Source organism: Actinobacillus genomosp. 1 (assembly GCF_029774175.1).
GTDB lineage: Bacteria > Pseudomonadota > Gammaproteobacteria > Enterobacterales > Pasteurellaceae > Actinobacillus.
The window spans coordinates 1,156,875-1,170,843 of sequence record NZ_CP103834.1; the positions used below are offsets into that span (position 1 = coordinate 1,156,875).

Below are 13,969 nucleotides of genomic sequence, written 5' to 3' on the forward strand. Positions count from 1 at the left end.
CAAAAAATAAGCGGAATTTCACCGCTTGCAAATGTGTTAGTAAATGGGGAAAAGCGTTTTACTTTTCAAGTCACAAAATAAAGTTAATTCCTATTAAAAAATCTAATTCAATCGTTAATTTGTATCAAACTGATAGTTTTACAAATAAACTCCAATCAATAATAATAATTCCATAAACAAAACCTATTAACCATTAAAGGTAAATTACTATGTCAAAATGTCCATTTCATCATACCTCATTAACGATGAACAACGGTGCGCCTGTTGTTGATAACCAAAACAGCATGACTGCGGGTCCTCGCGGTCCGTTACTTGCTCAAGACTTATGGTTAAACGAAAAATTAGCCAACTTCGTACGTGAAGTTATCCCTGAGCGTCGTATGCACGCTAAAGGCTCCGGTGCATTCGGTAAATTTACCGTAACGCACGATATTACTCAATATACTAAAGCGGCAATCTTTAGTGAAGTGGGTAAAGAAACCGAATTATTCGCACGTTTTACTACCGTAGCCGGTGAACGTGGTGCGGCGGATGCTGAGCGTGATATTCGTGGTTTCGCAGTTAAATTCTATACCGAACAAGGTAACTGGGACTTCGTAGGTAACAATACTCCGGTATTCTTCTTACGTGATCCGCGTAAATTCCCGGATTTAAACAAAGCGGTTAAACGTGACCCTCGTACAAATATGCGTAGTGCGACAAACAACTGGGACTTCTGGACATTATTACCTGAAGCGTTCCACCAAGTAACGATCGTAATGTCTGAGCGCGGTATCCCTGCTTCATATCGTCATATGCACGGTTACGGTTCACACACATATAGCTTAATCAATGCAAATAACGAACGTTTCTGGGTGAAATTCCACTTCCGTACCGAACAAGGTATTAAAAACTTAACCAACGAAGAAGCGGCGGCAATCATCGCAAACGATCGTGAATCACACCAACGTGATTTATACGAGTCAATCGAAAAAGGCGATTTCCCGAAATGGAAACTTTACATTCAAGTAATGCCTGAAGCGGAAGCGGAACAAGTGGATTTCCACCCGTTCGATTTAACCAAAATCTGGTCGAAAAAAGATTATCCGCTAATCGAAGTAGGCGTGATGGAATTAAACCGTAACCCGGCAAACTTCTTTGCAGACGTTGAACAATCCGCATTTGCTCCAAGCAACTTAGTACCGGGTATCAGCGTATCGCCGGACCGTATGTTACAAGCACGTTTATTCAACTATGCGGACGCACAACGTTACCGTTTAGGTGTGAACCACCACCAAATTCCGGTAAACGCACCTCGCTGCCCGGTTCACAGTAATGCCCGTGACGGTCAAGGTCGTGTGGACGGTAACTACGGTTCAACTTTACATTATGAACCGAACAGCTTCGGTCAATGGCAAGAACAAGCGCAATTTGCTGAGCCGCCACTCAAAATTAACGGCGATGCGGCATTCTGGGATTATCGTCAAGACGATTCTGATTACTTCAGCCAACCGCGTGCGTTATTTAACTTAATGACAGAGAAAGAAAAACAATCTCTCTTTAAAAATACTGCCGAAGGTATGGGTGATGCATTAGATTTCATCAAATATCGTCATATTCGTAACTGCTACTTCTGTGACCCTGCATACGGTAAAGGCGTAGCGAAAGCGTTAGGAATGACGGTTGCCGATGCAATGGAAGCATACAATACAGATCCGGCAATGGGTCAGCCGGGTTTAATCAAACCTAACTTCTAATCGGAAGTCACTGAATTAGCAAATGCGGCTGTTTCAAAAACCAACACGAGAAATCGTAAAATAGTCCTCCTACATAATGGCATTTGCTCTATTAAAGCCCTATCTTTACGATAGGGCTTTTCCTTTGTACGACACATCAATCTAAGCTACAATCACTTTTCATTTTATTGCTCACATAAGGAAAGCCGTTGGAATATCGTTATTATATTACTACAGGTATTGCCGTTCTTGTTTTACAATGCCTTGTTTTCAACTTTTCTCGTACCGTAGGTTGGTTATTCAACTTATCCGCCAAGTCACGCAAGATCGTGACATTTATTAGCTATTTAGCTGCAAACAGCTTAGCGATTCTTACCGTTACTCGCACGTTTAACGGCTTTAGAATCACCGCGCTAATGCTCGCTTTACTGCTGTTTGCATTATTCGTTAGCCTTGCTTGTGCGGCAATTTACCGCCTATTTAAAGGCAAACAAGCGGTCAATTTTGCCTTAAAAATTGCCTATCCTTTTGCCTTTTTCGGCATTGTAGGGCTTGCCTTATATAACGCTTATACGCCGAAAGTGGTGCATTATTCCGTACAATTGGATAAACAACTTGATCAACCGCTGCGTATCGGAGTGGCGAGTGATCTGCACTTAGGACAATGGTTTGGTGCAAAGCAATTAGATAAATTGGCAGAGATCTTTAATCAGCAAAACGTCGATCTGATTTTATTACCCGGCGATATTATGGACGACAATACCGATGCTTATGTAGCTGAAAATATGCAACCGCATTTTGCTAAGCTTAAAGCGCCTTTAGGGGTTTATGCCACTTTGGGTAATCACGATTTCTTCGGAAAGCAACAAGCGATTGCCACCGAAATTCAAAAAGCAGGTATCCAAGTACTATGGGATCAAGCGGTCGAAATTAACGGAAAATTTACCGTTATCGGACGTAATGACGACTTAGTAAAAAATCGACCGAGCGCCGCTCAATTATTAACGGCGGTCAATTCGGATTCACCGGTGTTTTTACTTGACCATCGTCCGACACAAATCGAACAACATTCGCAATTACCGATTGATTTACAGGTGTCCGGACACACGCATAAAGGGCAAATTTTTCCGGCAAATTTAATGACTAACGTGATTTATCGACTGCACTACGGCTATGAAAAAATCGGCTTAGGACATTATTTTGTTACCTCCGGTTATGGCTTCTGGGGCATACCGATGCGGCTTGGTTCACAATCCGAAGTAGTTATCATTGATGTGAAAGGCAAAGAGCCTTAGTTTTTTTATGCAACCCCCTGAATTGATTTTCAGGGGTTTATTTTTTTACATTTCTCGAATCGTCCTATCTTCAATTACTTATCTTTTGTCAATATCTCTTTACAAAACTTTCCGCTTGCACCCATCTTAACAAAACAATATCTTGTATATAAGCACTTAAAAATCACAACATATAGTGGTTGAACAATAAAGATAAAAGGAGACAGATTTTATGCAGAAAACATTGATGGTAACCAAACGCAACGGCAAGCAAGAGCCGTTTGATTTGGATAAAATTCATCGTGTCATCACTTGGGCTGCCGAGGGTTTACAGAATGTATCGGTATCGCAAGTGGAACTAAGCGCACATATTCAGTTTTATCAAGGTATTCGTACCGCCGATATTCACGAGACCATCATCAAAGCCGCAGCTGATTTAATCAGTACCGAAACGCCGGATTATCAATATCTTGCCGCACGTTTGGCAATGTTTCATCTGCGTAAAAAAGCCTACGGCGATTTCACCCCGCCTCATTTATTCACGCATATTAAAAAGCTGGTTGCACTCGGCAAATACGATCAAGCGCTGTTAATCGACTATAGCGAACAAGAATGGCAGTTAATGAATGAGTTCCTCGAACATAGCCGAGATATGGATTTTTCTTATGCGGCGGTCAAACAGCTCGAAGGAAAATATTTAGTCCAAAACCGAGTGACCGGTGAGATCTATGAGTCGGCACAATTCTTATATTTGCTAGTTGCTGCCTGCTTGTTTTCTAAATATCCGAAAGCCACTCGTTTGGATTATGTAAAACGTTTTTACGATGCGACTTCAACTTTTAAAATTTCATTACCGACCCCGATTATGTCGGGGGTAAGAACACCGACTCGTCAGTTTAGTTCTTGCGTACTGATTGAATGTGGCGATAGTTTGGATTCAATCAATGCCACTTCTGCTGCAATTATTAAATACGTCTCGCAACGTGCGGGAATCGGCATTAACGCCGGTGCAATCCGTGCATTAGGCAGTCCGATTCGTCAAGGGGAAGCTTTCCACACCGGGTGTATTCCGTTTTATAAACATTTCCAAACTGCGGTGAAATCTTGCTCGCAAGGCGGTGTGCGTGGCGGTGCGGCAACGGTTTACTACCCACTATGGCACTTAGAAGTAGAAAGTTTATTGGTGTTAAAAAACAATCGAGGTGTAGAAGACAACCGCTGCCGTCATATGGACTACGGCGTACAGCTCAACAAGCTGATGTATCAACGCTTAATTAAGGGTGGCGAAATCACCTTATTCAGCCCGTCTGATGTCGATGGCTTGTATGAAGCGTTTTTTGCCGATCAAGAAAAGTTCGAACAGCTTTATCTGCAATATGAACAAGACCCGCGCATTCGTAAACGCAGTGTGAAAGCGGTTGAGTTATTTTCACTGCTCATGCAAGAACGTGCTTCAACCGGTCGGATTTATATTCAGAATGTCGATCATTGCAATACGCATTCACCGTTCAATCCGCAAGTTGCACCGATCAAACAATCAAATTTATGTTTAGAAATCGCATTGCCGACCAAACCGCTGAATGATATTAACGATGAAAACGGGGAAATCGCACTCTGTACCCTTTCAGCATTTAACTTAGGTACTTTGCAAAATTTAGATGAATTTGAACCGCTTGCCGACTTAGTGGTACGAGCGCTAGATGCCTTGTTAGATTATCAAGACTATCCGGTGAAAGCGGCAAAACACGCCGCATTAGCTCGCCGTTCACTTGGCATCGGGGTCATCAACTATGCTTATTACTTAGCGAAAAACGGCGTGCGTTATTCAGACGGTTCTGCCAATGCGCTTACGCACAGAACTTTTGAAGCGATGCAATATTATTTACTGAAAGCTTCGCTCAATTTAGCCAAAGAACAAGGTGCTTGTAAGTTATTTAATGAGACGAGCTATGCTCAAGGTATTTTACCGATTGATAGCTATAAAAAAGAATTGGATAACCTGACAACAGAACCGCTACATTATGATTGGGAAAGTTTGCGTGCGGAGATTCAACAATTCGGCTTACGTAACTCAACCTTAAGCTCGCTAATGCCGTCAGAAACTTCCTCGCAAATTTCCAATGCGACCAACGGCATTGAGCCGCCGCGTGGCTACGTGAGTATCAAAGCCTCAAAAGACGGCATCTTAAAACAAGTTGTGCCGGAATATGAAAAGCTCCGCTCACAATACGAGTTATTGTGGGATATCCCCGATATGAGCGGTTACTTACAGCTGGTCGGCATTATGCAGAAATTCATTGATCAGGCGATTTCGGCAAATACCAATTATGACCCGCAAAAATTTGAAGACGGAAAAGTACCGATGAAACGCTTACTTGCCGATTTACTGACCGCTTATAAATACGGATTAAAAACGCTCTATTACCAAAATACCAGAGATGGAGCGGAAGATGCCCAACAAGATTTAAATGACGGTTGTGCCGGCGGTGCTTGCAAAATCTGATGAATAAATAAGTGGTTAAATTTAAATAACCACGGAATACACGAAATACACGGAAAATAATGAGATAGATTTAAGAGCCACAGCGTGGCTCACTCAGCCGAAGGCTGATCATAACCACGTACGGCTTACCGTGCGTGGGAAAATCAAAAGGAGATAATATGGCATACACCACTTTCTCACAAAATAAAAATGATCAATTAAAAGAACCGATGTTTTTCGGGCAAAATGTCAATGTCGCCCGTTATGACCAACAAAAATATGAATTATTTGAAAAGTTAATCGAAAAACAGCTCTCATTTTTCTGGCGTCCGGAAGAAGTCGATGTTTCGCAAGATCGTATCGACTACCAATCATTGCCAGAACATGAAAAACATATTTTTATCAGTAACTTAAAATATCAAACATTACTTGATTCCATTCAAGGTCGCAGCCCGAACGTAGCATTTTTGCCGTTAGTCTCGATTCCTGAGCTGGAAACTTGGATCGAAACTTGGACGTTTTCCGAAACGATCCACTCACGTTCTTATACGCATATTATCCGTAATATCGTCAATGATCCGTCGATTGTGTTTGACGATATCGTGACTAACGAAGAAATTATTAAACGCGCGAAAGATATTTCTTGCTACTACGATGATTTAATTCGAGATTCGCAACTTTATACACTCTACGGAGAAGGTTGCTATACGGTGGACGGCAAGCAATACCAAGTGACGTTACGCAACCTAAAACGCCAACTTTATTTATGCTTAATGAGTGTGAACGTGCTGGAAGCGATTCGTTTTTACGTATCGTTCGCTTGTTCTTTTGCGTTTGCCGAGCGTCAGTTAATGGAAGGTAACGCTAAAATTATTAAATTTATCGCACGTGATGAATATCTACATTTAACCGGCACACAAAATATGTTGAACATTATGGCATCCGGACAAGATGATCCGGAAATGGCACAAATTGCCGAAGAATGTAAACAAGAAGCTTATGAGCTTTTTGTAGCGGCGGCAGAACAAGAAAAAGAATGGGCGGCGTATTTATTTAAAGACGGTTCAATGATTGGTTTGAATGAAGATATTTTGGTGAAATATGTCGAATACATTACCAATATTCGAATGCAAGCGGTCGGATTACCCCGCCCTTTTGCAACTTCTTCAAATCCGATTCCTTGGATTAACGCTTGGTTGGTGTCCGATAACGTACAAGTTGCACCGCAAGAAGTCGAAGTCAGTTCCTATCTAGTCGGGCAAATCGATGCTAAGGTAGATACCGACGATTTCGATAATTTTGAACTCTAAATAAAAATAAGCGGTCGTTTTTTCAAAATTTTTCGCAAAAAATAGAGGGAATTCGACCGCTTACTCAAACCAAAACCCATAAAAATTTTATTGACTTATCCTTATTAATCTCTTCTTTTACCTCTGATTTATATCGGTAAATTAGCTAAAATTACGGCAAAACCATCGGACTACGCTCACTTCTGTGATCATTATCACACACAAAAAAAACAATGTCGGCTATACTCCAACCCTAAAACGCCAAATGGAGAAGTTCTACAATGAGCCAACAATTTATCCTAAACGATCACCCTCATCGTCGTTTTAATCCATTAAAAAACCAATGGATTCTAGTTTCACCGCATCGTGCAAAACGTCCGTGGCAAGGTCAACAAGAAGACACGATTGCTGATAATAAACCAAGTTATGATCCGACTTGCTATCTTTGCCCAGGTAATAAACGTATTACCGGCGAGCAAAATCCCGTTTATAGTAAACCTTTCGTATTTAAAAACGATTTCTCCGCTTTACTACCGGATACGCCCGCCCCGGAAGCCGGTACCGATCCATTATTCCAAATTTCACATACCCAAGGCGAAAGCCGTGTAATTTGTTTCTCGCCTGATCACAGCAAAACCTTACCGCAACTTTCTGTGTCTGAAATTGAACAAGTGGTACAGGTTTGGCAAGAGCAAGCCAACGAATTAAAAAGCCGTTATCAATGGGTACAAATTTTTGAAAATAAAGGCGCAATGATGGGCTGTTCTAATCCACACCCACACGGTCAGATTTGGGCAAGTAATTTCTTACCGAATGAAATAGCAATTGAAGACGAATGTCAGGCGAATTACTTCGCTCAATACGGTCGTCCATTGCTACTCGATTATGCCGAGCGTGAACTAACCAAAAAAGAACGTATTGTAGTTGAAACTGAAGACTGGATTGCGGTTGTGCCTTACTGGGCAGGCTGGCCGTTTGAAACTTTGTTGCTGCCAAAACATAAACACTTTAAACGCATTACCAATTTAAACGAAGCCGAACGAGCGGATTTAGCTCTCGCACTTAAAAAGCTAACCACTCGTTACGATAATTTATTTAATATCAGTTTCCCGTATTCGATGGGCTTCCATTTCGCCCCGTTTAACGAAAGTGATAATCCACATTGGCAGCTACACGCCCATTTCTATCCACCGTTGTTACGTTCTGCCACCGTACGTAAATTTATGGTCGGCTATGAGATGATGGCGGAAAGCCAGCGAGACCTGACACCGGAACAAGCGGCAGAAAGATTAAATGCGGTGAGCGACAGCGTTCACTATAAAGATCAATAAAAAGAAGAGAAAGAGACAATGAAACCACAACAACTTGCGATACAAAAATTTGCCGAGCATTACGGCTATTCGGCTGCTCAAACCGTATTCGCTCCGGGACGAGTCAATATTATCGGTGAACACACCGATTACAATGACGGCTTTGTAATGCCTTGTGCAATTAACTACGGTATGGCGGTCAGCTTTAGTAAACGTGACGATTCGGTTTGGCGAGTCTATGCGATTGATATTGATGAACAAGATGAGTTCGACCTTAGCCAACCGATTGAACCGTCCGAACATAAATGGGCGAATTACGTACGTGGAGTCGTGAAATATATTCAGGAGAAATGTCCGCAGTTTAAACAAGGGGCGGATTTAGCGATGACCAGCGACGTACCGATGTCTTCCGGTTTAAGCTCGTCCGCCGCATTAGAAGTTTCAATCGGTAAAACCGCACAAGTGTTAGGTGATTTACCGCTCGGTTTAGCTGAAATCGCCTTAATCGGACAACAAGCGGAGAATAACTTCGTTGGTGCTAATTGCGGTAATATGGATCAACTTACCTCGGCGCTCGGACAAAAAGATCAAGTGATTATGATTGATTGCCGTTCGTTAGAAATTACCCCTACACCGGTTCCGCACGGTTATTCAATTGCGATTATCAACTCTAACGTAAAACACGACTTAGTGACCGGCGAATATAACAGTCGCCGTCAAGAATGTGAATTTGCCGCCAAATTCTTTGGGGCGAAAGCATTGCGTGATGTTACGCCGGAGCAATTTATTGAGCGAGCGGCTGAATTACAAGCCCAAAATGAGTTAGCTTATAAACGTGCAAAACATATCATTAGCGAAAATCAGCGTGTATTAGAAGCGGTTGAAGCGTTACAAGCGAAGGATATGGTCAAACTCGGTCAATTAATGGCGGGTTCGCATGACTCTATGCGCGATGATTTTGAAATTACCATTCCGGAAATTGATTACTTAGTCGAATTGGCACAAGTGGCAATCGGTAAAAACGGCGGCGCACGTATGACCGGCGGCGGCTTCGGCGGTTGTATCGTTTGCTTAGTTCCGGATGAGAAAGTGGAACATTTACGCCAAGTCATTGCGGAAAATTACGAAAAACAAACCGGTATTAAAGAAACTTTCCACCTTTGTACCGCTTGTGACGGCGTTCATCTCATTTAATCGTTCATCTGCAGAAATCACGGAAATTTCCGTGGTTTCTTGCTTTCGGAGCAAGTTATGAAAACTTTTATCCTCGAAAATTCATTCATTAAAATCACGTTGTCTGACTTTGGAGCCTCTTGGCTTTCTTGTGTAGTGAAACACCCGAAAGGCGAACGTGAAGTGTTAGTTACAACCTCTGCAGAAAATTGGCAAAATCAGACCGCTTATTTCGGCGCCACCTGCGGACGCTACGCCAATCGTATTGCCAATGCCACTTATCAACTTAACGGCAAAACCTACACGCTGGTAAAAAATAACGACGAAAACACCTTACACGGTGGTGAAAAAGGGGCGGATAAACAAGTTTGGCAAGCGGAGCAAATTGATCCTCAAGCGGTCAAATTCAGCCGAATTTTTGCAGACGGCGAACAAGGTTTCGGCGGTGAAGTGAATGCCGTTGTGACTTATCGTTTGAATGGAAAAGAAGTCGAAATTGAATTTGACGCAACCACAAATCAAGACACTCCGCTCTGCTTTACCAATCACGCTTATTTTAATCTACTTGGTAGTGATAATGTGCTTTCACATCAACTGATGATTAACGCAGACGAATATTTACCGGTCGGCGCAGACGGTATCCCGATTTTACCGTTTAAAGCGGTTGCTCACACCGGTTTTGATTTTTCAACGCCTAAACTTATCGGGCAAGACTTGCTGAAAGATACCGATCAACAGCTGGTAAAAGGCTACGATCACGCTTTCAAATTGGTAAAAAACTCTGCAAAACCGACCGCTTGTTTAACGGTTGAAGATCTTACACTTGAACTCAATACCTCAATGCCGGCATTGCAATGCTATTCAGGGAATTGGCTTGGCGGGCAACCGAATCTAAGCGGTTCTACTTATCAAGATTACGCTGGCATTGCTCTAGAACCGGAATTTTTCCCCGATTCGCCGAACCAAGCCGAGTTGGCACAATTCGGTGGCATCACCAAAGCGGGCGAACGCTATAAACACGATATTCGTTACACCTTTCACTTTTAATTTGTAAACATCGAGGAAATTATCATGATACTGCCGAATTACTTCCAAGATCCCAATACGCTTCACGTTAATACTATTGAGCATCACGCTTATTTTATTCCGCATAAACAAAATGAAACCGCTTTAAGCGGCAAGCGTGAACAATCCGATTACTTTACTTTGCTTAACGGACAATGGGATTTTAATTACTTCCAAAGCTATCATGACTTGCCGAATAATTTCCTTGATGTTGCGTTTGAACATAAAATTCCGGTGCCGGCAAATTGGCAAAATCACGGCTTCGATCATCATCACTATACTAATATTAACTATCCGTTCCCGTTTGATCCGCCGTTTGTACCGCATCAAAACCCATGCGGCGTGTATCATCGCACTCTGCAACTTACCCCGAAAAGTAATAAGCGTTATTTGCTCAATTTTGAAGGCGTGGACTCTTGCTTATTTGTTTACGTGAATAAACAGTTTGTCGGCTATAGCCAAATCAGCCACAGCACCTCCGAATTTGATGTTAGCGATTATTTACAAGTCGGTACCAACCATTTAACCGTAGTGGTATTGAAATGGTGTGACGGCAGCTATTTAGAAGACCAAGACAAATTCAGAATGTCGGGCATTTTCCGTGATGTCTATTTGCTTGAGCGTGAACAAAATCATCTGCAAGATTTCTTTATTCAATATGAATTGGATGATGAATTACGTCACGCCAATCTGAAAGTGGAAACGCTGTTTAGCCGCCAACCGCAAGCGATTGAATATCAATTACTCGATCCGAAAGGCTTTACCGTTTTTAATCAAACCGATACGCAACTTAATATTGAGGTAGAAGATATTCAGTTATGGAATGCCGAAAACCCACAACTTTACACCTTAATTTTGCGTACTGCGGAAGAAGTCATTGTGCAAAAAATCGGTTTTAGAAAAGTGGAAATCAAAGACGGTATTTTATTATTTAATCAGCAACCGATTAAATTTAAAGGGGTAAACCGCCACGATAGCGATCCGAAAACTGGTTATGTGATTAGCTACGCACAAGCGCATAAAGATTTACAGCTGATGAAACAGCATAATATCAACGCAATCCGTACCGCCCATTATCCGAATGCGCCTTGGTTTAGCGAGTTATGCGATCAATACGGTTTTTATCTGATTGGCGAAAGCGATGTCGAGTCACATGGCGCATCAATGCTGACCGTCAAAATGCCTGAGCCGAGTATTCTCTTAAATCACCAAAATGATTTGCAAACTGAGCGTATCCGTCAAGATATGATTGATAATTACTGTTACTTCGCCCGTGATCCGTTGTTCAAAAAAGCGATTTTAGATCGCCAGCAAGCCAATGTGGAACGAGATAAAAATCGTACTTCGATTATTATTTGGTCGTTGGGGAATGAAGCCGGCTATGGTGCCAATTTTGAAGCGGCGGCAGCGTGGATTAAGCAACGTGATAAATCTCGTTTAGTGCATTACGAAAGCTCAATTTATCAGCACTCAGCCGATAATAATGATTTATCCAATATTGATTTCTATAGTGAAATGTACGGCTCAACCGAAGATATTGACCGCTATTGTGCCACTGCGCAAGCCAAACCTTTCGTGTTGTGTGAATACAGCCATGCAATGGGTAACTCAAACGGCGATGCGGAAGATTATTGGCAAGCGTTTCATCGTCATCCGCAATCATGCGGCGGTTTTGTGTGGGAATGGTGTGATCACGCCCCTTACCGTGCTAACGGTCAATTCGGTTACGGCGGTGATTTCGGCGAAAGTCCGCACGACGGTAATTTCTGTATGGACGGTTTAGTTTCACCGGATCGTATTCCGCACAGTAATTTATTAGAGCTTAAAAATGTGAATCGCCCTGCACGTGCTGAATTAATCGATAACCAAATTGTGATTCACAACTATTTAGATTTCACCGATCTCGCCGATTATTTAACGATTGATTACGAATTTGTCGAAAACAGCGTGGTGACAAGCGGTGGAAATTTATCCGTTTCTTGCAAACCGCACGGCAGCGCAGTATTGCCGATTGAACTACCGCAAAATAACGGGCATTTATGGCTATTGAATTTAAATTATCGCTTAAATACTGCAGTTGAATTATTAGAGGAAGCACATTCACTTGGCTTCGAGCAGCTCAATTTATTTAGCGAAAATAAATTAGTATTACCAAAATTCACAATTGAGAACAGTACATTTGAAGTACAGGAAGATCGCTTCCACATTAACGTACACAACGGTCAATTTAGTTATCAATTAGACAAGCAGAAAGGGGGTTTCAGCCGTATTGAAAAAGCCGGTAAAGCGATTATTCAGCAACCGTTAGATTTTAATATTTGGCGTGCGCCGACCGATAATGATCGTCTTATTCGTGAAGCATGGCAAAATGCCGGCTACGATAAAGCCTATACCAGAGCTTATGAAATTCAGTGGCAGCAAAGCGAACAAGCGGTCGAATTTTCAGTAAAATCTGCGATTGTGTCGATTTCTCGCGGTCGCATTTTAACGCTGGATATTTGTTATCGTATTTTCAATGACGGGCAAATTTCGATGGAAATCAACGCAATCCGTCCAGCCGAATTACCGTATTTACCTCGTTTCGGCTTACGTTTCTGGCTTTCTAAGGCGGAAAATACGGTGGAATACTTCGGTTACGGCGAGCAAGAAAGCTACGTGGATAAACACCATTTAGCGAAGTTAGGTATCTACCGTACAACGGCAAAACAAAATCATACCGATTATGTGAAACCGCAAGAGAACGGCAGCCATTATGGTTGCGAATATCTCAAATCGGAAAATCTGTTTGTGACTGCAAGCCAACCGTTCAGCTTTAATCTCTCGCCATATACGCAAGAGGAATTAACCGCGAAAAAACATTGCTACGAGCTACAAGAATCCGATTACAGCGTGTTATGTATTGATTACAAAATGAGTGGCATCGGCTCCAACTCTTGTGGCCCGAACTTAAAAGATCAATACCGTTTAATGGAAAACAAGTTTAGTGTGAGATTTGATTTGGTGGTGGGTTAGTTTAACGACGAAAATAGACTGAAGATGACCTCGTCAATAACAGTTCTGAATTACTCTCTTAACTGGCGCTCGACTCCGTTGAGTGCCTTTATTTATATTTTAAATAATATCTCCCTTTCAAATTTCCTTATCTTGTTTTTTCTAACTCATGTAGCGTTTTCAAATCACCACAATTATCAAATGCGATATATTTCGTCCAATAATCGGGTTCTCTCTTAGCATTAGCGACATAATAGCGCATATAATTTACAATTACATACCTATAAGCCTTTCCTTCTAAGGTAAAATCATAGTATTCGGGAGGAAAATCAACAACTAACGGTTGAACCTCGCAACAATTTGGATTTAGCTTCTTAAACTCCGCCATGCTGGTATATCGTTTTATATCCCAACTTTCTCCTTTTTCTCCAATCATTCCTTCGGGTTGGTGCTCTAGCACATAGTTAATTGCTCTATCGATTAGTTCCTGTTTGGTATGTCTATCATCAAAATAAGTGCCGTCTTTCTCACAATAACCGCTGACCATCAGCTGTTGCCATTGTTCATGTTGATACCATTTGTAACCGATAAAGCCGCTTAATGCTAACAGCACAACATGGCATATTTTTATTTTCATTATTACCTCCTTTCAAATTAATAAAAATAACCA

The 13,969-nt window shown here is 41.8% G+C and carries 9 protein-coding genes; 8 read left to right on the top strand and 1 reads right to left on the bottom strand.

Going from position 1 to position 13,969, the window contains the following annotated elements:
• Positions 1-209 precede the first annotated feature (209 nt).
• The 8 genes from NYR63_RS05215 (at position 210) to NYR63_RS05250 (ending at position 13,320) form a co-directional block, all read left to right on the top strand.
• Positions 210-1,736, top strand: coding sequence for a catalase (locus tag NYR63_RS05215; RefSeq protein ID WP_279458497.1), 1,527 nt, complete (start codon positions 210-212; stop codon positions 1,734-1,736).
• Between the two features lie 188 nt (positions 1,737-1,924).
• Positions 1,925-3,010 carry a metallophosphoesterase gene (locus NYR63_RS05220; RefSeq protein WP_279458498.1) on the top strand — a complete coding sequence of 362 codons (1,086 nt, stop codon included), beginning with the start codon at positions 1,925-1,927 and terminating at the stop codon, positions 3,008-3,010.
• Positions 3,011-3,221: 211 nt separating this feature from the next.
• On the top strand, positions 3,222-5,492 hold the full coding sequence (gene nrdA, locus NYR63_RS05225; protein WP_279458499.1) for a class 1a ribonucleoside-diphosphate reductase subunit alpha: 2,271 nt from the start codon (positions 3,222-3,224) through the stop codon (positions 5,490-5,492).
• Between the two features lie 158 nt (positions 5,493-5,650).
• A complete protein-coding gene (gene nrdB, locus NYR63_RS05230) occupies positions 5,651-6,781 on the top strand; it encodes a class Ia ribonucleoside-diphosphate reductase subunit beta (RefSeq protein WP_279458500.1) in 1,131 nt (376 codons plus the stop codon).
• Between the two features lie 260 nt (positions 6,782-7,041).
• Positions 7,042-8,091: a galactose-1-phosphate uridylyltransferase gene (gene galT, locus NYR63_RS05235; protein ID WP_279458501.1), complete on the top strand. Its 1,050-nt coding sequence runs from the start codon at positions 7,042-7,044 to the stop codon at positions 8,089-8,091.
• 18 nt (positions 8,092-8,109) lie between these two features.
• Entirely contained in the window at positions 8,110-9,264 is a 1,155-nt protein-coding gene (galK, locus tag NYR63_RS05240) for a galactokinase (protein ID WP_279458502.1), read from the top strand.
• A 57-nt stretch (positions 9,265-9,321) separates the two neighbouring features.
• Positions 9,322-10,290, top strand: coding sequence for a galactose-1-epimerase (locus tag NYR63_RS05245; RefSeq protein WP_279458503.1), 969 nt, complete (start codon positions 9,322-9,324; stop codon positions 10,288-10,290).
• A 24-nt stretch (positions 10,291-10,314) separates the two neighbouring features.
• Positions 10,315-13,320 (top strand): glycoside hydrolase family 2 TIM barrel-domain containing protein, encoded by a 3,006-nt coding sequence (locus NYR63_RS05250; protein ID WP_279458504.1) that lies wholly within the window; start codon positions 10,315-10,317, stop codon positions 13,318-13,320.
• 127 nt (positions 13,321-13,447) lie between these two features.
• Here NYR63_RS05250 and NYR63_RS05255 read toward each other — a convergent pair whose 3' ends face one another.
• Positions 13,448-13,936, bottom strand: a complete 489-nt coding sequence (locus NYR63_RS05255) for a hypothetical protein (protein WP_279458505.1) — start codon at positions 13,934-13,936, stop codon at positions 13,448-13,450.
• Positions 13,937-13,969 lie beyond the last annotated feature (33 nt).